Source organism: Nonomuraea maritima (genome assembly GCF_900100395.1).
Taxonomy (GTDB): domain Bacteria; phylum Actinomycetota; class Actinomycetes; order Streptosporangiales; family Streptosporangiaceae; genus Nonomuraea; species Nonomuraea maritima.
The window spans coordinates 1-26,994 of sequence record NZ_FNFB01000029.1 but is presented as its reverse complement, the minus strand read 5'-3'; the positions used below and the strand labels follow the sequence as shown (position 1 = coordinate 26,994).

At 67.4% G+C, this 26,994-nt stretch carries 27 protein-coding genes, 1 tRNA gene and 1 pseudogene; 15 read left to right on the top strand and 14 right to left on the bottom strand.

From position 1 onward, the window contains the following. Positions 1–15 precede the first annotated feature (15 nt). The 10 genes and pseudogenes from BLR04_RS31850 to htpX all read left to right on the top strand — a co-directional run bounded on the left by BLR04_RS31850 (position 16) and on the right by htpX (position 10,712). The gene (locus BLR04_RS31850) at positions 16–531 is read left to right on the top strand and encodes an NADH-quinone oxidoreductase subunit B (RefSeq protein ID WP_090772280.1); all 516 of its coding nucleotides are present in this window, start codon (positions 16–18) and stop codon (positions 529–531) included. Further along, on the top strand, positions 528–1,067 hold the full coding sequence (locus BLR04_RS31845) for an NADH-quinone oxidoreductase subunit C (protein WP_090772278.1): 540 nt from the start codon (positions 528–530) through the stop codon (positions 1,065–1,067). The genes BLR04_RS31850 and BLR04_RS31845 overlap by 4 nt, the downstream gene beginning before the upstream one ends. Then, positions 1,060–2,001, top strand: coding sequence for an NADH-quinone oxidoreductase subunit NuoH (nuoH, locus tag BLR04_RS31840; RefSeq protein ID WP_090772276.1), 942 nt, complete (start codon positions 1,060–1,062; stop codon positions 1,999–2,001). Before BLR04_RS31845 ends, nuoH begins: the two co-directional genes overlap by 8 nt. Before the next feature lie 175 nt (positions 2,002–2,176). Then, positions 2,177–3,433 carry a 4Fe-4S binding protein gene (locus BLR04_RS42035; protein ID WP_245740756.1) on the top strand — a complete coding sequence of 419 codons (1,257 nt, stop codon included), beginning with the start codon at positions 2,177–2,179 and terminating at the stop codon, positions 3,431–3,433. Continuing rightward, a complete protein-coding gene (locus tag BLR04_RS31830; RefSeq protein WP_245740754.1) occupies positions 3,430–4,155 on the top strand; it encodes an NADH-quinone oxidoreductase subunit J family protein in 726 nt (241 codons plus the stop codon). The genes BLR04_RS42035 and BLR04_RS31830 overlap by 4 nt, the downstream gene beginning before the upstream one ends. Beyond that, positions 4,155–4,436 (top strand): annotated as a pseudogene (gene nuoK, locus BLR04_RS42630) (NADH-quinone oxidoreductase subunit NuoK); the annotation flags it as partial. The gene BLR04_RS31830 and the pseudogene nuoK, both read left to right, overlap by 1 nt. Before the next feature lie 269 nt (positions 4,437–4,705). After that, positions 4,706–6,625, top strand: a complete 1,920-nt coding sequence (locus BLR04_RS31820; RefSeq protein WP_090772274.1) for an NADH-quinone oxidoreductase subunit 5 family protein — start codon at positions 4,706–4,708, stop codon at positions 6,623–6,625. Continuing rightward, positions 6,622–8,259 (top strand): complex I subunit 4 family protein, encoded by a 1,638-nt coding sequence (locus BLR04_RS31815; RefSeq protein ID WP_342672317.1) that lies wholly within the window; start codon positions 6,622–6,624, stop codon positions 8,257–8,259. Before BLR04_RS31820 ends, BLR04_RS31815 begins: the two co-directional genes overlap by 4 nt. Further along, positions 8,256–9,779, top strand: a complete 1,524-nt coding sequence (locus tag BLR04_RS31810; RefSeq protein ID WP_090772271.1) for an NADH-quinone oxidoreductase subunit N — start codon at positions 8,256–8,258, stop codon at positions 9,777–9,779. The genes BLR04_RS31815 and BLR04_RS31810 overlap by 4 nt, the downstream gene beginning before the upstream one ends. 81 nt (positions 9,780–9,860) lie before the next feature. Beyond that, on the top strand, positions 9,861–10,712 hold the full coding sequence (htpX, locus tag BLR04_RS31805; RefSeq protein WP_090772269.1) for a zinc metalloprotease HtpX: 852 nt from the start codon (positions 9,861–9,863) through the stop codon (positions 10,710–10,712). Here the strand turns inward: htpX and BLR04_RS31800 are convergent. After that, positions 10,700–11,206, bottom strand: a complete 507-nt coding sequence (locus tag BLR04_RS31800) for an NUDIX hydrolase (protein ID WP_281191764.1) — start codon at positions 11,204–11,206, stop codon at positions 10,700–10,702. The two genes, htpX and BLR04_RS31800, sit on opposite strands and share 13 nt — an antisense overlap. 653 nt (positions 11,207–11,859) lie before the next feature. Continuing rightward, entirely contained in the window at positions 11,860–12,360 is a 501-nt protein-coding gene (locus BLR04_RS31795; RefSeq protein ID WP_218129247.1) for a YajQ family cyclic di-GMP-binding protein, read from the bottom strand. A gap of 228 nt (positions 12,361–12,588) precedes the next feature. On the opposite strand from BLR04_RS31795, the gene BLR04_RS31790 reads away from it, so the two are divergent. Further along, positions 12,589–12,673, top strand: a tRNA-Tyr gene (locus BLR04_RS31790). A gap of 236 nt (positions 12,674–12,909) precedes the next feature. Here the strand turns inward: BLR04_RS31790 and BLR04_RS31785 are convergent. From BLR04_RS31785 to BLR04_RS31740, 11 genes are all read right to left on the bottom strand, one after another. After that, complete coding sequence (locus BLR04_RS31785) at positions 12,910–14,271, bottom strand: tyrosine-type recombinase/integrase (RefSeq protein ID WP_342672316.1); 1,362 nt, start codon at positions 14,269–14,271, stop codon at positions 12,910–12,912. Between the two features lie 14 nt (positions 14,272–14,285). Beyond that, complete coding sequence (locus BLR04_RS31780; RefSeq protein ID WP_090772261.1) at positions 14,286–14,477, bottom strand: helix-turn-helix transcriptional regulator; 192 nt, start codon at positions 14,475–14,477, stop codon at positions 14,286–14,288. Beyond that, complete coding sequence (locus tag BLR04_RS31775) at positions 14,474–16,087, bottom strand: replication initiator (RefSeq protein ID WP_090772259.1); 1,614 nt, start codon at positions 16,085–16,087, stop codon at positions 14,474–14,476. The genes BLR04_RS31780 and BLR04_RS31775 overlap by 4 nt, the downstream gene beginning before the upstream one ends. Further along, positions 16,084–16,287, bottom strand: coding sequence for a hypothetical protein (locus BLR04_RS31770; RefSeq protein WP_090772257.1), 204 nt, complete (start codon positions 16,285–16,287; stop codon positions 16,084–16,086). Before BLR04_RS31770 ends, BLR04_RS31775 begins: the two co-directional genes overlap by 4 nt. Next, entirely contained in the window at positions 16,284–17,711 is a 1,428-nt protein-coding gene (locus BLR04_RS31765) for an FtsK/SpoIIIE domain-containing protein (RefSeq protein ID WP_090772255.1), read from the bottom strand. The genes BLR04_RS31770 and BLR04_RS31765 overlap by 4 nt, the downstream gene beginning before the upstream one ends. 84 nt (positions 17,712–17,795) lie before the next feature. Further along, positions 17,796–18,107, bottom strand: coding sequence for a hypothetical protein (locus BLR04_RS31760; RefSeq protein WP_090772253.1), 312 nt, complete (start codon positions 18,105–18,107; stop codon positions 17,796–17,798). Beyond that, on the bottom strand, positions 18,104–18,370 hold the full coding sequence (locus BLR04_RS31755) for a hypothetical protein (protein ID WP_090772252.1): 267 nt from the start codon (positions 18,368–18,370) through the stop codon (positions 18,104–18,106). The genes BLR04_RS31760 and BLR04_RS31755 overlap by 4 nt, the downstream gene beginning before the upstream one ends. Then, positions 18,370–18,795: a plasmid replication, integration and excision activator gene (locus tag BLR04_RS31750; RefSeq protein ID WP_090772250.1), complete on the bottom strand. Its 426-nt coding sequence runs from the start codon at positions 18,793–18,795 to the stop codon at positions 18,370–18,372. Before BLR04_RS31750 ends, BLR04_RS31755 begins: the two co-directional genes overlap by 1 nt. Before the next feature lie 122 nt (positions 18,796–18,917). Next, positions 18,918–19,634, bottom strand: a complete 717-nt coding sequence (locus tag BLR04_RS31745; protein ID WP_090772248.1) for a GntR family transcriptional regulator — start codon at positions 19,632–19,634, stop codon at positions 18,918–18,920. Between the two features lie 541 nt (positions 19,635–20,175). Next, positions 20,176–20,469 (bottom strand): hypothetical protein, encoded by a 294-nt coding sequence (locus tag BLR04_RS40075; RefSeq protein ID WP_143022313.1) that lies wholly within the window; start codon positions 20,467–20,469, stop codon positions 20,176–20,178. An 8-nt stretch (positions 20,470–20,477) separates the two neighbouring features. Continuing rightward, positions 20,478–20,891 carry a hypothetical protein gene (locus BLR04_RS31740; protein ID WP_090772416.1) on the bottom strand — a complete coding sequence of 138 codons (414 nt, stop codon included), beginning with the start codon at positions 20,889–20,891 and terminating at the stop codon, positions 20,478–20,480. Between the two features lie 119 nt (positions 20,892–21,010). On the opposite strand from BLR04_RS31740, the gene BLR04_RS31735 reads away from it, so the two are divergent. Then, positions 21,011–22,228 (top strand): NsdA family TPR-like regulatory protein, encoded by a 1,218-nt coding sequence (locus tag BLR04_RS31735; RefSeq protein WP_090772246.1) that lies wholly within the window; start codon positions 21,011–21,013, stop codon positions 22,226–22,228. Here the strand turns inward: BLR04_RS31735 and BLR04_RS31730 are convergent. Next, positions 22,206–22,769 (bottom strand): NUDIX hydrolase, encoded by a 564-nt coding sequence (locus tag BLR04_RS31730; RefSeq protein WP_090772244.1) that lies wholly within the window; start codon positions 22,767–22,769, stop codon positions 22,206–22,208. The two genes, BLR04_RS31735 and BLR04_RS31730, sit on opposite strands and share 23 nt — an antisense overlap. A gap of 327 nt (positions 22,770–23,096) precedes the next feature. Here BLR04_RS31730 and BLR04_RS31725 point away from each other — a divergent pair, with 327 nt between their 5' ends. From BLR04_RS31725 to BLR04_RS31720, 3 genes are all read left to right on the top strand, one after another. Further along, positions 23,097–24,410, top strand: coding sequence for an RNA-directed DNA polymerase (locus tag BLR04_RS31725; protein ID WP_176903382.1), 1,314 nt, complete (start codon positions 23,097–23,099; stop codon positions 24,408–24,410). Between the two features lies 1 nt (position 24,411). Then, positions 24,412–24,930, top strand: coding sequence for an SLATT domain-containing protein (locus BLR04_RS40070; protein WP_143022312.1), 519 nt, complete (start codon positions 24,412–24,414; stop codon positions 24,928–24,930). 164 nt (positions 24,931–25,094) lie between these two features. Next, positions 25,095–26,939, top strand: a complete 1,845-nt coding sequence (locus BLR04_RS31720) for an IS481 family transposase (RefSeq protein WP_090772411.1) — start codon at positions 25,095–25,097, stop codon at positions 26,937–26,939. The last annotated feature ends 55 nt before the right edge of the window (positions 26,940–26,994 follow it).

Here is a 26,994-nt window from a genome sequence, read left to right as displayed (position 1 = left end):
GGTCAGAATGGTCATATGGCAGCGACGGATCTCCCGACACCCACGGTCGGCCCGGTCTCCAGACTGGCGCCCAAACCGATGCGCTTCGTGCTCAACTGGGGGCGGCGCTATTCGCTGTGGGTGTTCAACTTCGGGCTGGCCTGCTGCGCCATCGAGTTCATCGCGGCCTCGGCCAGCCGGCACGACTTCATCCGCTTCGGCGTGATCCCGTTCGCCAACGGCCCCCGGCAGGCCGACCTCATGATCGTCTCCGGCACGGTCACCGACAAGATGGCCCCGGCCGTCAAGCGCCTGTACGAGCAGATGCCCGACCCGAAGTACGTGATCTCGTTCGGCGCCTGCTCCAACTCCGGCGGCCCCTACTGGGACTCCTACTGCGTCACCAACGGCGTCGACCAGATCATCCCCGTCGACGTCTACGTGCCCGGCTGCCCGCCCCGCCCCGAGGCCCTGCTGTACGGCATCACGAAGCTCCAGGAGAAGATCGCGGCCGAGCACCTGGGCGACCGCTATCGGTCGGAGCAGGCGTGAACGGCCTCGCGGAGCGCTTCGGCGAGCGGGTGAGGATCTCCGAGTCGTACGGCGACACCACCGTCGACGTCGCCCCCGCCGACTGGATCGAGCTGCTCACCCACGTCCGCGACGACCTCGGGTACGCCTTCTTCGACTGGCTGACCGGCGTCGACGAGCCGCCCGGGTCCTTCGCCGTCGTGGCCCACGTCTACAACCTGGATGCCGGCCGGCGCCTGCTGCTGCGCACCGAGGTGCCGCGCGACGCGCCGCACCTGCCCACCGCCGTCGGCGTCTACCGCGGCGCCGACTGGCACGAGCGCGAGACGTACGAGATGTTCGGCGTGATCTTCGACGGGCATCCCAACCTCGTGCCCCTGCTGCTGCCCGACGGCTTCGAGGGCCACCCGCTGCGTAAGGACTTCATCCTCGCCGCCCGCGTGGCCAAGCCGTGGCCCGGCGCCAAGGAGCCCGGCGAGTCCGGGCACGGCGCGCCGAGCCGCCGCAAGACCCTTCCGCCCGGAGTGCCAGCCGACTGGGGGCCGCCCGATGCTTGACGTGGCGCTGAGCTTCGCCGTCATCCTCGTCGTGTTCCTGGTGCTGCCCCTGATCGTGGGGCAGACCGAACACAAGGTCATGGCCCACATGCAGTCGCGGCTCGGCCCCATGTACGCCGGCGGCTTCCACGGGTGGGCGCAGCTCATCGCCGACGGGGTGAAGTTCGCCCAGAAGGAGGACGTCATCCCGGCCGCGGCCGACCGCCGCGTCTTCATGATCGCGCCAGGTGTGGCGCTGGTGCCGTACCTGGTCGTGCTGATCGCGATCCCGTTCGACCGCGACTTCGTGGCGGTCGACCTCAGTCTTGGTCTGTTCTTCGTCCTCGCCGTCATGGGTGTCGGCGTGCTCGGCTCGATCATGGCCGGGTGGGCGTCGGCCAACAAGTACTCGGTGCTCGGCGGCATGCGTTCGGCCGCCCAGCTCATGTCGTACGAGCTGCCGCTCGTGCTCGCGGCCGCGTCGGTGGCCATGGCGGCGGGCACGCTGTCGCTGCCCGGGATCGTCGAGGCGTGGCAGTGGTGGTGGCTGCCGTGGCAGGCCGTCGGCGGGGTCGTGTTCTTCGTGGCCGGGCTGGCCGAACTGCGCCGCCCGCCGTTCGACATGCCGATCGCCGAGTCCGAGATCATCATGGGCCCGATGACCGAGTACACGGGCATGCGCTTCGCGCTGTTCATGCTGGCCGAGTACGCCGGGATCGTGGTGCTGTCGTTCCTCACCACCGTGTTGTTCCTGGGCGGATGGCACGGGCCGTTCCTGCCCGGGTGGCTGTGGACACTCGTCAAGGTGTTCGCGCTGGCGTTCGTCGTCATCTGGTTGCGCGTGACGTACCCGCGGCTGCGTGAGGACCAGCTGCAGAAGCTGGCCTGGGCCGTCCTCGTGCCGTTGGCCCTGTTCCAGCTGGCCCTCACGGGCGTCGTCAAGGTCCTCGTCTGATTGGGCGTACACAGGGGTTGTGGATAACCTCTGGATAGTCTGTGGATGACTGGGGAAAAGCTGTGGACAACATACTCGTGCATTCACCTCCGACGCATAGTGCGTCATGATGATGACCATGGGGCGTATACCGGGAGTCGGACTCGCAAAAGGGCTGTCCATCACCCTTCGCCACATGCTGAGCAAGTCGGTCACCCAGCAGTATCCCGAGGTGAAACCCGACCTGCCGCCGCGCAGCCGGGGCGTCATCGCCCTGGTCGAGGAGAACTGCACCTCCTGCATGCTGTGCGCCCGTGAATGTCCCGACTGGTGCATCTACATCGACTCCCACAAGGAGACGATCCCGGCGCCCGAGGGTGGGCGTCCGCGTCAGCGCAACGTCCTCGACCGGTTCGCCATCGACTTCTCGCTGTGCATGTACTGCGGGATCTGCATCGAGGTGTGCCCGTTCGACGCCCTCTTCTGGTCGCCGGAGTTCGAGTACGCCGAGGGCGACATCCGCAACCTCCTCCACGAGAAGGACCGGCTGGCCGGCTGGACCGCCACCGTCCCCCCACCCCCGCCCCACGACCCCGGCGCCGACGTCCCGAAGGAACTGACGGCCGCCCGTCGCCCCACGTCAGGACCCTCGGCCCGCGCCGCCCGCCCGACAACCCCCACCACCCGCACCTCTGCCCCGACCGACCGCACTCCGGCCTCCACGGATCGCGCGCCCGGTCCCGCGGACGGCACGCCCGGCCCCACGGACCGCACGCGGACAGACCGCCGCACCCGCGCCCCGCAGGCCGGCGGCACCACGCGTCCCGAGGGCACTGCCCCGTCCGAGGGCGCGGCGTCGTCAAGGGGCGCTGTGCCGCCCGAGGGCGCAGCACCGTCCGATGGCACGCCGTCGCGAGGCGCCGCGCCGTCCGACAGCACCGCGCCGGAATCCCGCCGGCCCGCACCATCCACCCCGCCCGCAGGTGAAGAGGCCCCTGCGAGGGCCCGAACCCGACGCCCGATGGCGAACATCCGCGCCATCCGCCCCCCGGGCGCCCTCCCACAGCCCACGGAACCTTCGACGGGAACCGGCACCACCCCCGAGCCTCCGTCCCCTGACACCGGGTCCGCGGGGCCTGGACCTGTCGCGTCCGGCGAGCACCCGTCGCCTGACGCGGCGCGCGATGCGGGAAGCGGCACCGACGACGCCCCGGAGAGCGGCGTGGGGGGCGAAACGTCGGAGCAGGGGGACCGTCAGCGGAGTTCATCCACAGGGCAGCCGTCCCCGGAGGAGTTGTCCACAGGTTCGGGTGAGCCGCCGCCGGGCGCCCGGCCAGAAGGCCAGACTTCTGCCGCGAGCCCGCGCAGGCGCAAGATGGCCGACCCACGCTCCATCCGGCCGCCCGGGCGGCTCGACCCTGATGAGACAAGGGAGTCCGAGGAGGAGTCGTGACCGAAGCGGTGCCCTCCTACCTGTCACCCACCGGGCAAGAGATCGTCTTCTTGCTACTGGGCGCGGTAGCGGTCGGATCGGCGCTGCTCGTCGTCACGACGAAGCAACTGGTGCACGCAGCCCTGTGGCTGGTGCTCTGCTTCGGCGCGCTCGCAGGCGGCTACCTCGTGCTCACCGCCGAGTTCGTGGCCTGGGTCCAGGTGCTCATCTACGTGGGCGCGGTGATCGTGCTGCTGCTGTTCGGCATCATGCTCACCCGCGCTCCCATCGGCCGCTCGGCCGATCTCGACAGCCGCAACCGCCCGGTCGCCGCCCTCGTCGCGGTCGCGACGGCGGCCGTCCTGGTCACCGTGGTGATCGACGCCTTCCGTACGGCCTACACCCCCTTGACGCCGGGCGGGGGAGCCGCGAGCGAGCTGGGCGCCAGCGTCTTCGCCACCTGGGTGCTCCCGTTCGAGGCGCTGTCGGTCCTGCTCCTGGCAGCCCTGATCGGCGCCATCGTCCTGTCCCGCACCGACATCCGAGGCACCACCCAACCCGAAAGCCCCGCACCCACACCACCCAGGCCACCCACCGAACCCTCCTCGTCCGCAGCCACCCACGGCGACACCGTCGAGCCGCCCACCAGCAGCGAAACCGCCACCTCCGACCACGGCGGTGCCGTGACGCCGCCCGGCGACAGGCAAGGTGGCGCGACATCCGACGAGACCGGGGGTGCCTGATGCACGTCGTCTATCCAGTCGTCGTCTCCGCGCTCCTCTTCTCCATCGGCGTCTACGGCGTGCTCGCGCGACGCAACACGATCCTGGTGCTGATGTCGGTCGAGCTGATGCTCAACGCGGTCAACCTCAACCTGGTCGCGTTCGACGTATGGCTGGGTGACCGCCTGCACAGCGGCCAGGTGCTGACGCTGTTCGTCATCGTCATCGCGGCCGCCGAGGTGGGCCTGGGCCTGGCCATCATCCTGGCCCTCTACCGCAACCGCCGTACCGTCGACCTCGACCACCTCCGCGACCTGGCCGAGCCCGAGCCCGCCGACGCCGCCGACAACGACGCACCTCCGGCCTTCGTCGCCGCCACGGCGGGCCAGTCCCCGGCGAGCCCGGGCAAGGCCGAGAACCCGGCGAGCCCCGGCCGGGCCGAGGCCGCGCCGACCGGCGGCGCGTACGCGAGAGGTGAGGCGACCGGTAGCGCGTACGCGAGAGGCGAGGAGACCGGCGGCGGTGGTGCGGCGGACGACGGCGGCCAGGGCCCCAGGCGAGGTGGTACGCCATGACGACCTTCCCCCTGCTCGCCGTCCTGCTGCCCTTCGTGGCCGCCGCAGCGGGCCTCCTCCTCTCCCGCGTGCCCCACCGGGCCCCGGCCACCGTCCATCCCCCTGACGCGCCGACCGGCGAGCGGGCCAACAGGAGGGCCGCCTGGATCGCGACCGTCCCGACGGCGGCATCCGCCGTCCTGGCCGTCCTGCTCGCCTGGGGCCCCGGGTTCGCGTACTTCACCGGCGGCGACCCCACGGCGCACGCCACCGGCCGCACGTACGGCTCGATCGTCACCGGCGGCGTCCCGATCTCGCTCGACCTCCAGGCCGACAGCCTGTCGAGCGTCCTCGGCGTGCTCGTGACCGTCGTCGCCCTGGCCGTCCAGGTCTACTCGGCCGGCTACCTCGCCGACGACCCTCGCTACCCGTCCTACAGCGCGTTCGTCAGCCTGTTCACCAGCGCGATGCTCCTCGTCGTCTACTCCGGCGACCTCCTGGTCCTCTACGTGGGCTGGGAGATCATGGGCATCTGCTCCTACCTCCTCATCGGCCACTGGTGGGAAGACCGGGGCAACTCGCGCGCGGCGGTGAAGGCGTTCCTCGTCACCCGCCTCGGCGACGTCGGGTTCCTGTTCGGCATCTTCGTCCTTGGCACGGCGGCGGGCAGCTTCCGCATCGCCGACGTGCTGGCGCGGGTGCCCGAGATGTCCGCGGCCACGCTGGTGACCGCCACGATGCTGCTGCTCGCCGGCGTGGCGGGCAAGAGCGCGCAGGTGCCGCTGCACACCTGGCTGCCCGACGCCATGGCGGGCCCCACCCCGATCAGCGCGCTCATCCACGCCGCCACCATGGTCGCCGCCGGCATCTTCGTCGTGGCGCGGCTCTTCCCGGCGTTCGCCGCCGCCCCGCCCACCCTCGACGTGCTCGCCGTCATGGCCGCGCTCGGCATGCTCGGCGCCGCGCTGGCCGCGCTCGCCCAGGACGACCTGAAACGCGTCCTCGCCTACTCCACGGTCAGCCAGCTCGCCTACATGGCGGGCGGCCTCGCCGCCGGCTCCGACCGGGCGGCCGTGTTCCACCTGCTGACCCACGGCGCGTTCAAGGCGCTGCTGTTCCTCTGCGCGGGCGTGGTGATCCACCACGTCGGCTCCAACCTGATGAGTCGGATGGGCGGTCTGCGCCGCGAGCTGCCGATCACGTTCGTGACGATGACGATCGGGTTCGCGGCCCTGACCGGCATCCCGCCGTCCAGCGGCTTCTTCAGCAAGGACGGCGTCCTCGCCGCCATGGAGTCGGCCCTGTCGGCCGGCCGCCTCACCGACGCGGCGGCCCTGCTCCTGTACGGCTGCGCGCTCGCCACCGTGGCCGTCACCGGCGCGTACGCCGCCCGGGCGTGGTTGCGCACGTTCTTCGGCCGGCCCAGGGCCGTGGCGCTCGCCGAGCCAGAACCCGGCACGGCCCACGTCGTCGACGTCAGGGAGGGGCCGCGCACGATGCTCGTCCCGGTCGTCGTGCTCGCGGTGCCGGCCCTGCTGCTGGGCTTCGCCGGCGAACCCCACCTCGACCTCGGCGTGGCGGCGACCGCTGTCGTGCTCACGCTGCTGGGCGCGGGCGCGGTCTACGCCTCCTGGCGCCTCGACCCCGACGCCGACCCGGCCCGCCTGCTCGGCCCGCTGCGGGTGCCGTGCGAGCGGGCCTTCTACGTCGACACCGTCTACTCCGCGCTGGTCGTCCGCCCGGCGCGGGCCCTGGCCCGGCTCGTCGTCACGGCCGACGACAAGGTGGTCGACGGCGCGGTGCGCGGCTCGGGCGCCTCGGCCCGCGGCCTGGCCGGAGTGCTGCGCCTGGCCCAGAACGGCAACGTCCAGCTGTACGTGACCGGCGTGCTGGCCGGAGTCCTGTTGATCGCGGTGGGGGCGGTGGTGTTCACATGATGGGCTGGCTTCCCGTCGCCTTGCTCGCCGTCCCGCTGCTGGGCGCGCTGCTGCTGCTCGTCGTCCCGAACGTGTCCCGCCGCGCCCTCCCCGCGTACGGGCTGGTCTTCTCGGGCGTCACGTTCGCGCTCGGCGCGCTGATGGTGGCGACGTTCGACTACGGTACGGCGGCGCGCATCCAGTTCGAGCTCGACCTGCCCTGGATCCCTGGGCTGGGGCTGCGCTTCCACCTCGGCGTCGACGGCGTCTCCCTGCCGCTGGTCGCGCTGACCGCCCTGCTGACGTTCCTGTGCTTCGTCTACCTCGGCTGGGGCGGCGGGCAGGCGCCCGACCAGCTGGGGTTCAGGCCGAGGGCGCTCGTGTTCACGCTGCTGGTGCTCGAAGTCGGCATGATCGGCACGTTCCTCGCCCTCGACCTGCTGCTCTTCTTCGTCTTCTTCGAGATCGTCCTCATCCCGATGTACTTCCTCATCGGCATCTGGGGCGGCGAAGGCCGGCGGGCGGCGTCGCTCAAGTTCATCCTCTACACGCTGCTCGGCTCGGTCGTGATGCTGCTCGGCCTGCTGCTCGTCTGGGCACAGACCGGCACGCTCGACATCGTGGCGCTCAGCGCGTCCCACGGCGCGGGCATGTCGAGGTCCGTACAGATCCTGGCGTTCGTGGCGATAGGCGCCGGCCTGGCGGTGAAGACGCCCATGTGGCCGCTGTACACCTGGCTGCCCGACGCCCACACCGAGGCGCCCACCGTCGGCTCGGTGCTGCTCGCCGGGGTGCTCCTCAAGATGGGCACGTACGGTTTCGCCCGCATCGCCATCCCCGTCCTCCCCGAAGGCGCGCAAGCGGCGGCCCCGTGGCTGGGTGCGTTCGCCGTGGTCGGCATCGTGTACGGCGCGCTGGCCTGCCTCGCCCAGCGCGACCTGAAACGCCTGATCGCCTACTCCTCGGTGGGCCACATGGGCTTCGTCCTGCTCGGTTTCGCCACCCTGACCCCGGTCGGCGTCAACGGCGCGCTCTTCGCCAACGTCGCCCACGGCCTGATCACCGGCCTGCTGTTCTTCCTGGCCGGCGCGATCAAGGTCCGTTACGGCAAGGCCGACATGCCGTCGATGGGCGGCGCGATGCTGGCCACTCGGCCGCGGCTCGGCGCGCTGCTCACGTTCGCCGCGATCGCCTCCCTCGGGCTGCCCGGCCTCGCGGGCTTCTGGGGCGAGATGCTGGCGCTCTACGGCGCGTTCCAGCCGGCCGCCGGCCTGCCGCGCGGGCTCTTCCTCACGTACATGGTGATCGGGGGCCTCGGCGCGGTCCTCACGGCCGCGTACTTCGTGATCATGCTGTCCCGCGTCACCCACGGCCACCCCGCCACCGTCGCGGCCGGCGGCGCACTCGACGAGCGTCCCGTGGGGGATGGTGGTGTGCCCGACGAGCGTGCCGTCGTGCCGCTCGACCCGCCCCGATCCGTGGCAGTCCTGCGACCGCCCCGGACCCGCGGCGAGCCGGCTGTCGACGTCGACGGGCACGAACTGCTCGCCTGGACCCCGCTGGTGCTCCTGATCCTGTTGTTCGGGCTCTGGCCGGGCCTGCTGCTCTCACTCACCACGCCACCCGTGCAGACCCTGCTGGGGGCGCTGTCATGATCCAGCAGATCGACTACTTCCTGATCGCGCCGCCCCTGGTGCTGGCCCTGACCGCCGCGTCGGTGCTGCTGCTCGACGCGTTCCTGCCGGCCCGTCCCCGCACCCGCGCCGGGCTCGGGCTGGTCACGCTGGCGGGTGTCCTGGCGTCCCTCGGGTTCGTCGTCGCGCAGGCCGCCGGAAGCGGCGCCGCGCGCTCCACCTTCTGCGTCCCGCCCAGCCTGGGCGGCGACCCGTCGCTCTGCTCGTACGTCGTCGACCGGTTCACCCTGGTCTTCGCCGGCCTGGTGCTGGTGTCGGCCGTGGTCGTCGTCCTGCTGTCGATGACCGAACTGTCGGGCGGCGACATCCCCGCCGGCGAATGGCACTTCCTGCTGCTGTGCGCCCTCATCGGCGCCGTGACCCTGCCCGCCTCCCGCGATCTCGTCATGCTGGTGGTGGCGCTCGAGCTCGTCTCGCTCCCCGTCTTCGCCCTCACCGCCATGAAACGGTACGACGGACGTTCCTCCGAGGCCGCCGTCAAGCTGTTCGTCGTCTCCGTGGTCTCCACGGCGGTCATGCTGTTCGGCGTGTCCCTCCTGTACGGCGTCGCGGGCAGCGTCTACCTCTCGCGCCTGTCCACGGTCCTCGCCGGAGGGGCGCCCGCGCCCGGACTCGCCGAGGACGCCGCGGTGGGCCAGGTCATGCCCGCCGTGGTCACGGTCGGCCTCGTGCTCGTCGTGGCGGGCTTCGCGTTCAAGATCGCCGCGGTGCCGTTCCACTCGTGGGCGGCCGACGTCTACCAGGGCGCGCCCGTGCCGGTGGCCGCCCTGCTGTCGGTGATCTCCAAGGCGGCCGGGTTCGCCGGGTTGATCCTCGTCCTGACGACCGCCCTGTCCGGGCAGAGCGCCACCTGGGCTCCTGTCGTGGGGGTGCTCGCCGCCCTCACCATGACCGTGGGCAACCTGCTCGCCCTGCGGCAGCGGTCAGCCGTACGCCTGCTGGCCTGGTCGTCCGTCGCACAGTCCGGCTACGTCCTCGCGCCGCTCGCCGCCGGCACCGCGGAGACGGCCGGAGCGTCCATCGCGTACCTCGTCATCTACGCCGCCATGAACCTCGGCGCGTTCGCGGTCGTCATGCTCGTGTCCCGCACGTCGGCGCGCAACGAGCTCGACGACTACCGGGGGCTCGTGTTCACCCGTCCCGCGGCGGGCATCGCGCTCGCGTTCTGCCTGGTCTGCCTGGCCGGGCTGCCTCCCGGCCTGGCCGGCCTGTTCGCCAAGGTCTTCGTCTTCCGCGAGATCGTCGCGTCCGGGTTCGGCTGGCTGGCGCTGGTCATGGCCGTGAACACGGTGATCGGCCTGTGCTACTACGCGCTCTGGACGGCCCGGCTGTTCGCCCCGGCAGGCGCACAGACGCCGGTCGCGCACCGCCCCCGCGTGACCACCTATGTCGCCGTGGGCATGGCGCTCGCGGCGGCCGTCCTGTTCTCCGTCGCCCCCCAGGTCGTCCTCGACCTCACCTCCCTGTCGACCTCCGGCTGACCTCCCGGCGGTACGCCGGGGAACGCAGGGGTGGGGCATCCTCGTTGGACGTCTAGAACCCACACCACGAAGGGGGGCACCTTGCACCACAACGGTCTGCGTACCGCCGTTCTGCTCGGCGGGCTGTCGGCGCTGATCATCGCGGTGGGGGCGTGGTTGGGCGGCGGCACCGGCGTCCGGTTCGCGCTCGTGCTCGCCCTGATGTCCAACGGCATCGCGTACTTCTTCTCCGACCGCATCGCGCTGTCCGCCATGCGGGCGAGGCCCGTCAGCGAGGTCGAGCACCCGACGCTCTACCGGATCGTCCGGGAGCTGTCCACACAGGCCCGCCAGCCGATGCCGCGCCTGTACATCTCACCGACGGCCCAGCCGAACGCGTTCGCGACGGGCCGCAACCCCCGCCAGGCCGCCGTGTGCGTGACCGTCGGCCTGACCAAGCTGCTCGACGAGGCCGAACTTCGCGGCGTCATCGGACACGAGCTGTCCCACGTCTACAACCGCGACATCCTCATCTCGTCCGTCGCCGGCGCCCTCGCCACCATGATCACCTGGCTGAGCTACGTGGCCGTGTTCTTCGGGGGTTCCGACGACGACGAGGGCCCCGGTTTCCTCGGGGCGCTGCTCATGATGGTGCTCGGCCCCGTCGCCGCCGGGATGGTCCAGATGGCGATCTCCCGCGCCCGCGAATACCAGGCCGACGAGTCCGGAGCCAGGCTCACCGGAGATCCGCTCGCGCTGGCGTCCGCACTCCGCAAGATCGAGCTGGGCGCCCGCCGCCTGCCGCTCCCCGAGAACAGCCGCCTCACGTCAGCGTCCCACATGATGATCGCCAACCCGTTCGCCGGGTCGGGCTTCGGCCGCCTGTTCTCCACCCACCCGCCCACGTCCGAGCGCGTCGCCCGCCTCGAACGCATGGCCGGCTACCGCCGCTGAGCCCCGACGACCTTCCGCAGCAGGTCCGCGAGGTTCTCCGGGTGGACGGTCTCACTGGTGGCGTCGAGCTCATCGGCGCTCCACCAGCGGTGGGCGAGCGTGGTGTCCTTCTCGACCTGCTCCATGTGGTCGAACGACACCGCGTCCGCACCGTCCACCCGTACCGCGAAGTAGCTCTCGTCCTGGGTGATGTCGTACTCGGCCCAGTTGAACGAGGTGAGCCTGCTCGCGTGCGGTCCGGTGAACGCGTCGACGCCCACCCGGATGCCGACCTCCTCGTACAGCTCCCGCGCGGCGGCCTCCTGCAACGTCTCGCCGTCCTCCAGCCCACCACCGATCGTGAACCAGAAAGGACGATCCGGTACGGCCGGATCAAAACCGTTCAACAGGAGGACCCGGTTCTCCTCATTGATGGGCAACACACGCGCAGTGAACCGACGCAGGGGGATTCTCGTCACGCCTCCGCAGCATAGGCCAGCGGTTCGTACGGGCATCGGGACGGGCTTGCTCGCGGCCCGATCAGGCGAGGCGCGGCGCGAAACGGTCTCGTCATGACGCACGAAGCTTCGACCGCGCACCGCAAGGTCGTCGGCCACAAGGCAACGGAGGAGCGACCCCGCGGTCGTCCTGGGCAACTATCGGAATCGACGGCCGCTGCCGGCCCTGGCCGGGACCGCTTCGTAGCCGTATGCGGCGAGAAGCACGTCAATCTGCTGGGCCCAGCAGAGGCTGGACGGCGGTGCTGGTGTGCGGCGGACCGATCTGGTCGGCATGACAATCAGAGGGCGGTTCGCGGCTGTCCTCGACGCGTGGCGCTGCGATCCATGACACCCAGCAAAAATCGACGGCGGCTGCCGGCCTACGGCGAAGACGGAAGGCGCGTGCAGTCGGCATGGTGGGCGGCCCTCGCAACCTGGCCGGATGACGGTGTGTCGGTTAGTCGTGCCGGCCCTTGTATCGGGCGGGGGTGGCAGGAGAAGTGAGCGAGGCGGCGGCCTGTGGCGCGGGATCCTGAGGCGCGGGCGCGCGGACCGCCCGCCGTCCACGGACGCATGACATGTCCCACGCGTCCCAGACGTCTCTCAGATATCCAGATGTGCCCGTCCGCCGCCCTGGCGCCCTCTCAGAGCCCTGCAGCATGCCTCTGTCAGCGGTAGTTCACAAATTGCAGGGCGATGTCCAAATCCTTGCCCTTGAGCAGGCTGATGATCTCCTGCAGATCGTCCTTCTTCTTCGAGCTGACGCGGAGCTCCTCACCCTGGATCTGCGCCTTGACGCCCTTGGGCCCCTCGTCACGGATCATCTTGGAGATCTTCTTCGCGTTCTCCTGGTCGATGCCCTCCTTAAGGGTGACCAGCATGCGGTACTCCTTGCCCGACAACTTGGGCTCACCCGCATCGAGGACCTTCAGCGACAAGCCCCGCTTGACCACCTTGTCCTTGAACACGTCGAGCGCGGCGTTGGCCCGCTCCTCGCTGTTCGCCTTGATCTCGATGTTGTTCTGCCCGGACCAGCTGATGCTCGCCCCGGTGCCCTTGAAGTCGAAGCGGTGCCCGATCTCCTTGACCGTCTGGTTCAGAGCGTTGTCGACCTCCTGCCGGTCGATCTTGCTGACGATGTCGAACGATGAATCGGCCAAAGCACCCATCCTCTCGGCTGCGCTGGAATCGGTCCGGCCCCGGAACGCACGGACCCAGCGAACGAGCCTAGCCAGCATCGGGGTCACATGCAGGCCACGGCCACCCCGAACCCGATCTCCCGCACACCAGGACCCCGCCCAGCAAAGGCGTACGAACCCGACCGGGGACAAACCGGTGTCACGTGCACCCCGGAAGTCCGCTATTCTTCTACCTGTCGCCGCGAGAGCGGATGGCACGGCAGGTTGCCCGAGTGGCCAAAGGGAGCGGTCTGTAAAACCGTCGGCTCAGCCTACGCAAGTTCGAACCTTGCACCTGCCACCAGCAGTAAGTGCAGCTCAGAGGCCCTACGGGGCCTCTTCTGCATTTCAGGGGTATGCAGCCGTGGGCAGCTCTGAGCGGCAGTTTGTCGCTGGTCGCGGGATATACGCGGGATGGATCCGGGAGCGTTTCCCCAGGTCGAGACCCATGATTCGGAGTATGCGCGGGATGACGCGGCCCTGCAACGCCGAAAGGCCCCGGGGGAAGCCGGAGCCCTTCGAGTGGTGCCGTTCGTGATCTCATGCGGTGAGTACGTCCGCTATCCGCTGGTTGACGATCTCCTCCTGGCCGTCGATGCACTTGGCATAGACACGCAGCAGAACATCCACCCCGTGGCCGGCACGGGTCGCTACTTCGGGAGCCGGTACGCCGCCGTTGAGCCAGAGTGAGACGGCAGCGTGTCGCAGGTCGTACGGCCGCCGGGCGAGCGGTGAGGCGACCTGGGTGGGAGTGAGGGCCAGGATGCGGGCTTCCTGCCAGACCTCGGTGTAGGCCGTCGAGGCGACCACTCCGCCGCGTTCACTGCGGAACAGCCGCCCGTCAGGGGCGACGCCAAAGTCTTCGATGTGTTGCCGAAGGATCTTGACCAGTTCCGGAGGGATCGGGATGCGGCGGACGTCGTCCTCGCCTCGATGCTTGAGACCGCGCAGCTCATGGGCATCACCCGTGTCGGTCCACCGGCGGTTCACCTCAGGCCGGGAGCCGTCGAGGGTGAGCCGTCCCCAGCCTTTCGCGGGGAGGTGGCAGTCCTGCTCACGGAGACTGACCGCCTCACCGGGCCGGAGGGCCGCGAAGTACATGCAGGCGAACATGGCCATCAGCCGTTGTCCCCGTCCCTTCCCGCCGCGTTGGCGCTTGCCGATGTAGGTGAGGGCTACGAGGAGTTCGCGGGCCTGGCGGGGGTTGACCACGACTCGTGGGTCCACTGTTTCGGTGGTCTTGGGAAGCTTCCACTTGATGCGGTGCAGCGGGTTGGACGGCAGTTCTTCCAGCTCCACCGCGTACTCGAAGACGTGGTGGAGGATGGCACGCTTGCGCTTGATCGTGTTGGCGCCGGCCTTCTTGCCGTCGAGGCGTAGCGTGAGGGCGTCCAGGGCCGGGCGGACGGTCTTGGTCTCGTTGAGGTCATCCATGGTGAGAGATGCCGCCTCCAGCCAGCGGACGGCCCGCGCGATGTCGGTGGGCATCGTGGGGCGCTTGTCTTCGGGCAGCAGTACGTACTGACGCAAGGCAACGCGGAGGAGGGCAGCGTCCGGCCGCCCTGCCTTTTCCGTCGTCAATGCCGGGAGCGCCGTGGCCAGGGCATCGGACATGCTGTCACGGCTCTTGGCAGCCGCGTGTGGCCAGCGCGCCTCAACGTACGCCTTCACGAAGTCGAGGACGGTTCGCGCGTCCTTGGCCTTGATCATCGACTCGGGGAGGCCCGTCTCCAGGTCGAACGCCTCTCCGCGTCGCGCGGCCTGCCGCAGGTCCGTCAGGAAGCTCTCGCCGAGAGCCTTGGTCTTGAAGGTCTTCGACTTCTCCCGGCCGCCGACCTTCCAGCGAACCTCATAGGAGGGTGACTTGCTCGACTTGTTCCGCCGGATCTCCCAGAACTTCACGTTGTACGAGCTCGTCATACCGCGCTCCGGAGGGATTCGAGCCAGTCGTCAAGGTCGCTGCGGTAGATGCGGAGTTCGCCGTTGGGCAGGCGGATGCCCTTCGGTGCCTTGCCGATCTCGCGCCAGCGGTAGAAGGTGCGGCGGGAGACTCCGCCGAGCTCGTCGAGGACCTGGCGGACGGTCAGTAGCTCGTTCCGCGTGGTCATGCGGCCCTCCCCATGTCCTCGGTTGCCGAAAGATCTTGTCCGGCTGCTCTTGCTTCCAGCTCTCTGAGGTGGGCTCGCCAGCGTTGGCGTTCGTGGACGGATCGGAGAAGGCGAGCAGCAAGAGGCGGCACGTTGGCGTCTCCGGCCGGGACGGGTCGCCAGATGTAGCGGTGTGGGTCGGTGGGTTCGTCGGTCTTGCCGAGGGCTTCCAGGACCCAGGTGCGGCGGTCCTGCTTGTGTTCGGCGAGGGTCTTGTTGGACCACTTGCGGGAGACCAGGACGCGGCGGCCTGCGTAGCCGAGGTGGTCGGGCTTGTGTGCTTTGGAGCGGCAGCGGCCGGGGGCCATCCCGGGTTTGGCGTTCTTGGGTTGTACGCCGTAGCGCAGCCAGTTCGGGCAGGCCGGGGAGCAGGGTTCGTAGCGGAGGGCATCGACCATGCGCGCGGCGTGCTCGCGCTGGGCCTGGCCGCCGTCGAGGCTGTCGCCGAGGGACTTGGTCAGGTACTTGGACAGGTACCGGATGCACTGGTCAGCGTCCGGCGTACCGGCAAGAACGCCTTGCACGTCCACCTGATCGCCGAAGCGAAGCATGTGGAGGGGTTCGGCGTCTTCGTCGAGGGCGTCAAGGGCTTCGTCCCAGGTGGGCAGGACTTCACCGGTGATCGGGTCGAGGTAGCCGGCCTCTTGGTCCCATACCGGCAGTTGATCGCCTTCGAAGCGCACTTCGTCGGCCTGGGGCCACCACACTTGGTGGTAGGTGGCGGCGGCTATCTGCTTGATCTCTGCGCGTGGGAGCGTTCCACGGATGGCCATGTGCAGGTGCGGTGCGAGCCGCTTCTGAGGCTCTACGGAGGCGAAGTACTGGACGTCATAGCCCGCGACGCGGCGCAGGTTCTGCACGAAGCGATCAACGAGCTTGGAGAAGTGCAGGGCATCCCGAGCGGCGCTCCGATAGTCGTAGGTGCCGGGATCGATCGGGACGCCGTCGCGGACCTTGCCGTAGCTGGGCAGGGTAAGCGTGACGAACAGCGACGGCCGGTAGGTCTTGCCGTCCGTGCCTTGGAAGGTGCGTCCCAGGGTGGTGTTGGTCATCTTGCGCTTGGGCAGGTCTGGCGCGTCCTGCCGCCGCCGAGTTGATCGAGTGCGCTTGGGCACCGCGGATCCGGTGACGTTGCCGCGCATGCCAGCGGCGTTGATCTCTTCATTGAGTCCGGACAGGACGGCGTCCAGGTCGGTGGTGTCGTCGCCGGCCTTTTCGGCGGCATCGCGCCTGGCCTGCATGTCGGCGCGGAACTCGATCAGCCAGCGCTGTTCCTCGTTCGGCTCGTCGGGCGTAACGGTCGGTTCGTTGTCGAGGTGCCAGCCTTCGCGGCATTGGGCCATGCGGAGTTGCCGGTTGCGCTTGGCACACGGCGGGCACTTGCTGTCGAGGACGGCTCCGCACGGGACGTCGATGATCTCGGATGTGCCGGTGACGACGTCGAGTCGCCGCAGCGGGACGGGCCGGATACAGACGCCGTGGAGCTTGGCGACCTCTATGAGTACATCCCGGGCCATCGGCATGGCCTGGCGGACGGCCCGGGGGAGTGCACGGTCGTGCGGGTGGGTCACGCGGTCCTCCCTTCGTCGGTGGTCTCGGTCATCACGGCGCAGAGCCGGTAGTGCTCGTGAGAGGTGCTGGCGTGGACGTGGGGGTGATAGAGCTCGAAGACCCGCATGCGGGGCAGGTCACGAGCGGTCAGCAGGACCAGGAGCGGGCGGCCTGCGACCCGGCTGATTTCGTCGGCGGTGCCGTGGAAGCAGATCTTCACGCGGCCTCCCCGTGCGGGGCGTAGGTGTCGGCCATGGCGCGGATGTCGTGGTCGGAGACGTAGGTGGCGCGGACCCGGACGGGTTCGGGGCTGGTTTCCAGCCGGACGTAGCCGACGCCCGCGCCGATCTCCGGGATGGGGGAGATGTGGTCGGCCAGGGCGCCCCGGTCGCGTGCGCCGTCGCCGAGGACCATGTCCACCTGCTCGGACTCATCCAGCCGGAGGGCGATCTTGTCGGGGAAGAGGTTGCGGATGTTCATGACCTCTTTGCGTGGGTCCTGGAGCGCGGCCAGGACACCGACGCCGACCGCGCGCCCTTGGGTGGTCAGGGTGGCCAGTGCTGCGGAGATGCGTTGCCTGAGCTGGCGGTCGGACTGGTAGGCGGTCAGGAACGCCACCTCATCGACCACGACCAGGACGAACGGATCCTCGACGGTGGGTGTGTGGGAGCGCTGGAGTCCGGCGAACCGGGCCGCCCGTTTCTGCATGACGCAGACGGCCTCATCCAGCAGATCGGCGCACTCCTCGGGCGTGGCCGCATACCGGGAGCCGAAGAGGGCGCGCCCGTAGGACAGTTCCATGAGTTTGGGGTCCAGCGCCCACAACTCGACCAGGCCCGCCCTGACGGCGGGGAGGAGGGAGCGGATGACGGACCAGATGATTGACCCCTTGCCGGCCCCGGTCGCGCCCGCGACGAGGACATGGGTGCCGTGCACCTTGAGCCGCCATGGCCGCCCATCCTCCCTTTTGCCGATCTCGACCGGTCCCACTGTCGGCTCCTGCGGTATGGGGAGCGCTGGCAGGGGCGAGGCGAGTGGATCGCTGCGCGGGAAGGTCAGCCTCAGCCGTCCAGCATGAGACAGGGCCACGCGGCACGACTTCGCGCCGAAGCCTTGGGCCAGGTGGTCGGTGCGGTCGGACCAGTCCTTGACCGCTTGGCCTTTGAGCATGCGCACGGTGACCACGTCGGCCCACGAGGTGCAGGTGACCTTGACCAGTCGGGGCAGGTAGTCACGGCCCCGGAGGTGACGGCCGAGACCGGAGACGATCATGACGGGTTGCCAGTGCCGCCGGTAGATCCAGACGAGTCGCCACCAGGCCAGCAGCCGGTAGCCGATGAGACGGGCGAAGGACGGCCGGTCGAGGAACGCCCACGAGGTCAGGGCCAAGACGACCGTGCCGGACAGGGACGCCGCCAACGGCCAGCCGTAGAAGTACCAGAGCGCACCGAGCACGGCCGGGATGACGGTCGCGATGGGGTGCCGCCAGATCGTGCGGATGAGCCGGGCCAGCATGCGCCCGGTGAGGATGACGATGGTGAGGATGGCGGGTGTGGTGACGACGGCCGGTCGGAAGACGACGGCCGTGTCGGGCGTGGTGGAGACGAGGTTGCGCGCCTCGTCGCCAGGCAGCCGCTTGAACATAAGCTGGGAACCTCTCGTGATGTGGAGTCAGGGGAGAACCGAGGGGCCGCCGGAAGTTGCCGCTTCCAGCGGCCCCGCTTCGTGTCACGCCGCCGTGTCGTCGGCGTCCTCGGCCAGGTTTTCGGCGTGCAGACGCTCACAGTCGGCCAGGTAGCGAGCGGCGGCGTTGAAGATCTCGCGGGCGTTGGTCAGGTCGGTGTCGGTGATCGGCCCGGCTCCGGTGGTGGAGATGTGCACGTTCGCCTCGGTGGAGTAGAGCTCCAGGTACGGGCGCGGGCTACTGAGCAGGAGACCGGCGCGGACCTTGAGGTCGGGCGTGTGGAAGGAGACGCCGACGTGCGGCGTGGACTCCGGTCGCAGGGACAAGGTGACGTAGGTGTACGGGCGGAGACTCACGCCGCAACCCCCTGTCCGTCAGGAAGGCCGTAGAAGCTGCGCTCCACGGAGCGGGCGAAGCGGTGAGCCTCGCGGGCGAGCTGGCGCGCGAACTTCAGGTCGTCTGCCGTCACGGGGCCGTTCGTGGTGACCAGGACGGAGGTGGCGCCGAAGTCGAGCGCCAGGACGGGCTCACGGCGGGCGAGCGGATGGTTGAGCGTGCGAGCGGCGTTCCCGGTGGTCAACCGGATCACGCTGTTGCGCGGCGTACGGCGTCGGGTCATCAGGCGGCTTCCTTTCCGGCCGAAGCCTTGCTCTGGGCGGGCTGGGTGGTCTGGCGGGGCGCGTGCATCTCGCGGACCTTGATCGAGTACGCGAGGCGACCGGCGGCGTTGACGTACGGCGTGATGCACATGCCGTCGAACTCGACGGGCGTGAACGGCAGCCCCGGCATGGGTTGCGGTGGCACCGGCTGGACCGGCGCGAGGATCTTGACCGCCACGGTCTTCTGGGCGGGCTTGAGGGTCGGGTCAGCGTCCATGACCGCGACCTGCCAGACCAGCTCTGCGGTCTGCTTGTCGCGGGCCTGCACGAACCGGCCGTTGGACGAGGCGTCGAAGTCCTTGACGGGCTCGACCTCGCCGACGATGTAGCAGCCGTGCGGGAAAACCATGGGGTAGGTGACAGGGATCGGGCCCTGGATGGCCATGTCGTTCCTCTCGATAGCGGAGGACAGCTCTTCATTCGCTCGTCCACTTGTCCGCATGAGTTGAGAGTAAGTGATCGCAACTCGTCCGCACAAGTGGTTGAGCGGTAAGTGGCGGGTAAGAGTTAGCTCACCTTGAAGACATCTTCGAGCACGTGCAGGCTCCCCGGCAGAGCCAGGCTCACCACCATCAGCACGTTGCCGGCCGGATCGTGCACGGTGGCCAGCACGCCGAGCACCGGGTTGGACGACCCGAGCAGCTCAGCCTCTTCCTTGGTGGGCTTGCGTGCGCTGACCCGTTCGGTGATGTGGTCGAAGCGCAGGTGCTTGACGGACTGGAGATGCTGGCGGATGCCCCGCCGCAAGGGCTCGGGCTTGTCCAGGTCGGTGCCGATGGCATGTTCCAGCGGGACCCAGATGGTCTCTACCGCCGAGATCACATCGGCCTGCCGCGCTACTCGCTTGCGTGCGATCAGCGGAGTTCCCTCGGCGACACCCAGCAGGCGGGCGACATGACGGGGAGCCGGTACGCGCCCAGCCTCCAGGACCGCATCGGCGTTCTCGCCCTGCTCAGTGGTGCTCAGGCTGGGGCGTACGATCTCGGCCGCGCTTTCGGGGCGGCCTTTGACGAACGACCCGCGGCCGTGCTCACGTTCGATCCACCCCTGCATGGCCAGGGTTTGAAGGGCGCGCACGACGGTGGTCCGGCCGACGCCGAGTTCGCGCACGAGTTGGGTCTCAGAGGGCAGCATGTCACCGGGGGCGTACTCGCCCGATTCGATCCGCTCCTGGATCGCCCGCATGACCTGCGCGTATTTGGGTGGGGCGAAATCCATGCCCATCTCAACCGCCCGTTCACTCTTCCACTTGTGCGCATAAGCACAGTACCGGCTGAGGCAACGTCTGTCAGCGGCCCTCATACAAAGGGCAGCAGGATGTAACCGGCTCAAGAGCCCTTCACGATGGCGGCGCACGTGGGGCATGCTCTGGACACGGTCGCAGAGAAGGGCACCGACCAACCGCACATCGGCAGCGGTCCGGCCGGTGATGAGCACACTGCCGCTTTGGCGCCCGGTTCTACGGCGTGCAGCTCGATCGACTGCCCCGTCTTGGTCCATCCGGTCACGTACGCCGGGGGAGCGGCTACCTCGATCGGCTCCTTCAGGTCGAGGTCATCCCATCGCAGAGGCCAGCGCCGTACGCCACCTGGTAGTTCACGGGTGTCCCCGTCAAGCTCGACCAAGGCTGTCGTGCCGTTGCTCAGCATCGCCACCACTACGCCCTCACGCCCGATCAACGCCGAGTGATGAGCGCGCGTGAGCGCGTGACTATGAAGGGTGTCCACGATCGTTGCCCTCCAGCCGACACGTGACCCGGCATGGCTCACGACTGCTCCACGGCCTGCCGGGAGCGGAGTTCGGCGTAACGCATCGCGATCCGGCGAGCCGCCCTCAAAGGATCATCCGCCGGATGCCAGGCATAAATGACCCGATGGCGATCGGCATTCCATCCTGTACGCCACCAGAATCGTTCTCCGTCGCACCAGACGACCAGGCCCACCCAGACGGAAACCAAGGCCAGCCCATAACCATCATGGACATCGGCATTGATTCCGTCGTGGCGCAATTCCCGTTGAAGGAGCTCGGCCGATCGACAGGGATCGCTGACGATCGGCATCGGGGCGATCATGTGGTAGCCCGCTCAAAAAGGACGGACCCCGCCGGATCCAGATGTGCACGGAAGATCTGACGACTTGACAAGGCATCAGGACCGGCGCCGAAGTCAAAGACCTTGTGCACGATGCTGCCTCGAACAGAGACACCACCCGGCACGCCCCGCATCGCCTTGCGCAGCTCGTCCATCGCGGTGGCCTGGAAAGCCGAGGACCCGCACGGCCCCAGGGCGTCACCCTGCTCCGAGGGGATGCGGACTTCCCACTCGAACCGCTCCTGCGGCGTTTCGGCCGGCCCCGGGCAGTGCAGGCAGTCCTCTAGGGCGGATGCCGCCAGACCGAGCCCGGCGGCTGCTACATGGCCGCGCCGGGTGACGATCTTCCATCCCCGTCCGTCGCACTCTGTGCATCTGACTGGCGTTGTCATGCCGGACAGCATGATTGCCGATACTTTTCAGACCTATCCCACACTGATATACGACCCTTGGATATAGGCTCCGCCGCGCAGGGAATGCATCATCCGGGCGAGAAAGCCGGAGGCCAGCAATGCAGAATGGCGCGTTCGACCCCATTGAACTACCCGTTGCCGTCTGGGAACAGGAACAGACCCGGGACATTCTCAGAAAGCGCGACATTGCCGGACTTTTCGGTATCGCGGGCAAATACGGCGCCAGTCAGGTCCGCATCGGCACCGCCACCGGCCTCGGCCAGCCCCGCGTCAACGCCATCCTGCACGGCAACGGAACGATCAAAGAACTCGCCGTCATCGAACGCATCGCCGCCGGCCTCCGCCTGCCCGACCACGCCCGCATGCTCCTCGGCCTGGCCCCACTCGACATCGCCTCACCCACCGGCGACCACGAGGACGAACACGAAGAACAAACCACCGAACTCATCGGCCGCCTGGACGCAGCCGCAGTAGTAGACCCCGTTACGGTCATGATCCTGCGCACCGACACCAACAACCTGCGTCTGCTGGACCGCCGCCTCGGAGGCCCCGCCATCGCCGACAAGATGCACGCCCAGATGGCCCAGATCCAGCGCGCCCACCGCCACGCCATCCGCCCCGGCATCCGCGCCGAACTCGCCCACCTCCTCGCCGAAACCGCCTCACTCGCCGGCTGGCAGGCCATCAACACCCTGGCACTCAACGACGCCTGGACCCACTACGAACGCGCCAAAGCCGCCGCGTATGAGGCCAACGACGCGGCCCTGCTGGCCTATGTCTCTGGCGAACAGGCGTACGTCCTGCTGGAACTCGGCCGCCCCGCCGAAGCCACCGAACTCCTTCAGCACGTTCACCAGCGCCACGGCGCCCACGTACCGGCCCGCCTGCGCACCTGGCTCTCAGCGGCCGAAGCAGATGCCGCCGCCATCCTTGGCGACGAGATCACCTGCCGCACCGCCCTCGACCAAGCCACCGCCCTTCTCCCCGAAGGAGACGGCGATCCGGACATGCCCTACCTGTCCATCAACGCTCACCACATAGCCCGCTGGCGCGGCAACTGCCTCGTCCGCTTCGGCGACCCCGACACCGCCGAAGACCTCCGCTCAGCACTCGCCGGCATGGACGGCACCTACAACCGAGCCGAATCAGGCGTCCGCTGCGACCTCGGCCACGCCCTCCTGGCCCTCGGAGACCCCGAAGCCGCCCAACCCCACATCCAACGCGCCCAGCAACTCGCCACCATGACCGGCAGCCGCCGCCAACGCCGCCGCATCGACGACCTGTCGAAAGCCGTCAACCGCGCCCTCGGCCGTTGAGCCACACCTGAGCCTGAAGCAAGCCGACCAACGTCCCCGACGTCCAGATGTCCCCGCGGGCAACCATTCCGGGAATCTCCGCCATCGGAACCCACTCGATCCGATCGGCCTCCACCTCACCCTCAGGCCTGCCCACCAGCTCGGCCCCCCGCCCCACGAACAGGCTGTGCTCAGAGTCGACCATCCCCGCCATCGGCTGATACGAGACCAGGTGCTCAAGGCTCTCCGGCCGATACCCGGTTTCCTCCTCCACCTCACGCAGAGCCGTGAGCATCGGGTCCTCACCCGCCTCGACCAGCCCGCCGGGAAGCTCCCACCCCCACCGATCGAACACGAACCGATGCCGCCACATCAGCAACACCCGATCCTGCTTATCTAGTACGACAGCGATCGCAGCTCGATCCAGATGAACCACATGATGCTCGAACCGTTCCCCGCCCGGGATCTCCACATCGGCCAGCCCCAACCGGATCCAACGGTTGTCGTAGACCAAGCGCTCCCCGTGTACGACCCAGCGCGTCAGCTCAGTGTCATCACCCACACTGTGAAGCTACAGGGACGAAGCACCGACGTACATGGAAAAGGACAAACGCCAGTCGAGTCTCGAACGGTAGGATGCCGCACAGCTCCAAGTGACGATCGGATGGTGCTCCATCACAGGGGGGACAAGCAAGTCTTGCTCTCGGACCCGTTTTCTCGATTCGCTCAGTGGCTAGAGTTTGCCTGGTATCGCTATTACAGCAATCAAAGTACACATGATTTGCCGGATATAATTGCCCATGCAGACGCAAGCCACGGTTGGCCCTATTTCAGAGATCAACTAATAGGCTCTATCGTGAGTGGCGCGTACACGCCTGACGTAGTCGACGTGGTGGATCTGCCGAAAGATAGATTGAGCGTTCGCCCTCTAGCGAGGATGTCCATCCAAGACCAACTTGTATACGAGGCGCTTGTATTCTCGGCAGTAGAACTCATCGACAGCAGAATATCGGATGCAGTCTTCAGTTATCGCTGGTCGAAATTCAAAGGAGACCTTCGTTCTCCAAAGGGTGCTTGGGTTCGAATGCAAGACCAAGCTCGCCTCTTGCAGGCGAAGTATCCTACTCATATGTTAGCGAAGACAGATATCACTTCGTTTTATGAGCATATTGAAGTGGATATTCTATTAGAAGATCTCCAGTCTGCTGGAGTGGACCAGTGGACGCGTGATCGTCTGGAAGCTTTTCTCAGGGCATTTCAGCGCCTAAATGCCGTATGGGGAATCCCTCAGGGCTCAGACGCTTCGGGTATCCTTGCAAATCTCTACCTAGTCCCGATTGATACCGTTCTAAGGCGACGCGGTCTAGAGTATGTAAGGTATTCCGACGATATCGCCATGTTTGGCGAAACGTGGGCTTCGCTTAGGCGTGAACTTCTTCAAATAAACAGAGTTCTTCGTGGCCGGCATCTCAGTATGTCGGGGGCGAAGACCAAGATTCTGACAGCCGCTGAAGCGATCGAGGAATTCGATGACGGCGGTAAAGATGCAATTAGGTATGGCGTTTCGATCGGAGCGCCGATGGCAGGCGCCGAGGTCCAGAAAATGTTCGATACAGCAACGGCCACGTATCCACCTAATGCACGCGATATTCGTTTTGCCTTGAACCAATTTACAGAGCTCGATGACAACTACGCAGTCAGCTGGATATTGGGAAATCTGGCAAAAGTTCCTCATCTCGCTCCAGAGTCAATCAAGTATCTTGAGTCTTTTCGCTCGGTTCTAACGCCGGTAGATGATTCAACGATTCTTGAGATGTTCGCATCGAGAGAGTTCGCAGACTATCCTTACGCAGAGCACCATCTTCTCTGTTTCCTTCTGCGTCGCGGCGTACATCACAGCAAGGTCCACGAAGCTGCGTGGAAAATTCTCTCTGATCGAAACGAGGAAACTTATCTGCGAGAAACTGCTGCCCGCTACATTGGACTCCATGCGGGTCCAGGAGATGGTGCCCTGCTGAAGCAGGAGTTTAGGACCGAACGATCCGACTCGCTTAGAAGAGCGTTACTTGTTGCTTTGTACGAGTCTCGCCAATTCTATGGGCTTTGGCTAGACGACGCAGCGGAGGCGGTGCCAGGCCTAGCGCTGACGTGCCACTATCTCAAAACTAATCCGATCATTCCGCTGCCGCCTGTAAGGAAATAGCATGCCATTGGATGCAAGTATTGTCGAGCCTTACGTTCGAGAGCTGGAAGAGCTCTATGTTGATTCAACATACTCTGCCATGACGTATTTTGAAGCAGCTAAATCTGCTGAGCTTCTAGGTAAGGTCCTCGTATTCGTTCCAGCTCTGATCTCAAGCATGTCAGGATTGCTTGTAGCCTTAGGTCAAACAGGACGTTGGGGGGCAGTGTCGGCGCTTGCTGGTGCAGTGGCGGCAACTGCTGCGTTTCTGGGATCTGATCGAAAAGCGCCATCCTTTAAAGATTCCGCCCGCCAATTTACCGTTCTACGGCATCGAGCCAAGATGGAATCAAATTTCGCATTAAGCCGTTCTTCGACCGTGGATCTCGAAGCGATCGTCCGAGAGTTGCGAGGCGAGTATGAAAATATTGTCAGTAAGAGCGAGCCTACGCCAAACCGGGTATTTGTAAGAGCGCAAAAGCGAATTAGCTCAGGAGCAACTAGCTACGAAGTGAGGCAGGATCCGAACTCCGCCCCCTAGGATCGAGCATCGCCAGTTTCAGTCCTCGGGCCGGACGCCAATGTCCTGTCTCGCTTGATGGTTGACACTCTGGCCTCGCTTGATGCTTGACACCTTGATCGTCTTCTGTGCCTGCTCGTGGCGTTATCGACGCTTCGGGGGAGGCTCAGGTGGCATTGGTGGAGTTGAGCGTCGTGGAACAGCGCTATCACGCGGTGATCGAGGTGTTGTCGGGGGCGAAGGTCACCGACGTGGCAGGCCGGTATGGGGTGTCCCGGCAATCGGTGCATTCCTGGGTGCGCCGATATCAGGACGGCGGTCTGGCGGGGCTGGCCGATCGCTCGCATGCGCCGAAAGCGCACCCGATGCAGACGCCGGTCGCGATCGAGGCGCTGATCTGTGAGCTGCGGCGCGCCCATCCGCGGTGGGGCCCGCGCACTCTGTTGTGGGAGCTGGGCCGGCGCGGGGTGGAGCCGTTGCCGTCACGAGCGAGCATCTATCGAGTGCTGGTGCGTAACGGGCTGGTCAGTCCGGTCACCCGCCGGCGCAGACGCGAGGACTACCGCCGCTGGGAACGGCCGGGGCCGATGCAGCTGTGGCAGATGGACATCATGGGCGGGCTGCTGCTGGCCGACGGCACCGAGGCCAAACTGATCACCGGAGTAGACGATCACTCCCGGTTCTGTGTGATCGCCTCGGTGGTAACGCGGCCGACCGGACGGCTGGTCTGCGCGGCGTTCGCCGAGGCGATGCGCGCCTATGGGGTCCCTTTGGAGGTGCTGACCGACAACGGCAAGCAGTTCACCGGCCGCTTCGGCGGACCAAAAGCGGGTGAGGTGCTGTTCGAACGGGTCTGCCGGGAGAACGGCATCAAGCTGCGTCACACCGCTCCCAGGACTCCGACCACCACCGGGAAGATCGAGCGTTTCCACCAGAGCGTGCGCCGCGAACTGCTGGCAGAGGCGCTGCCGTTCGCCTCCCTCGAAGCCGCCCAGAGCGAAGTGGAGGCGTTTGCCGAGCATTACAACACCGCCCGCCCGCACCAGGCGCTGGACATGGCCTTCCCCGCCGATCGGTTCTTCATCGAGCCCAGCGACGGCCAGCGCCGGGCTGAGCGCGAACTGCCGCTGCACCTGCCTGCCGGCCTGACCACGGTGATCGCTCCGGCTCCTGAAACCAGCCCTGCGCCATGTCCTGCTCCCACGCCCGCGGGCCATGCCACCGATCAGCCCGAACGGCCCGAACGGCCCGAACCCATCCTGACGACCACGATCGATCCGCTGTCGCGCCAGGCCATCGAGGTCGATCGGATCGTGCCCGCATCAGGCAACCTGTCGATCGGCGGCCAACAGCTGTGGCTCGGCCCCGATCGGGCGGGCATGCCAATCACCTTGTGGATCAGCACGCAACGGCTGCATGTGTTCACCACCAGCGGTGGCAGGCTCAAAAGCGTGGCCTCCCGGCTGTCCGTCAAGGACCTGGCGGCGCTGCTCGCCTCGGGCCAAGCCCGCCCGGCACCGACCGAGCCCATCCCCGAACCGGACATCAAGACGAGCGCCGTCGAGGTCGACCGGCAGGTCAGCTCGATCGGCACGATCAGCCTGGCCGGCCGCGCCCTGTGCATCGGCGCCCACCTGGCCGGCCGGCGCGTCACCGTGCGACTGGACGGCATCACCGCCCGCGTCATGGACGAGCAACGCCTCCTGCTGCGCGCCGTGCCCTGCCCGCTTCCGCTCGCCGAGTGCGTCACCCTGCGCAACGCCCGACCCGCCGGACCACCACCCACCTCCCCGTCCGAACCTGTCACCGTTCAGCGCGTGGTCTGCAGCCGCGGCCACTTCCAGGTCGTCGGGCAGAAGATCCAGGTCGGACGGGTCCACGCCCGCAAGATCCTGGACGTGACCGTGGACGACACCCACATCACCGTGCACGACAACGGCGAACCGATCCGCGTCGTGCCCCGAACCACCACCCAGGAGATCACCCGGATCAAATCCACAGCGCATACTAAGAGGCGAAAGATCGGCTAGGAGTGTCAAGCATCATCCGATGCCAAAGCGTCAAGCATCAAGTGAGCCAAGACAC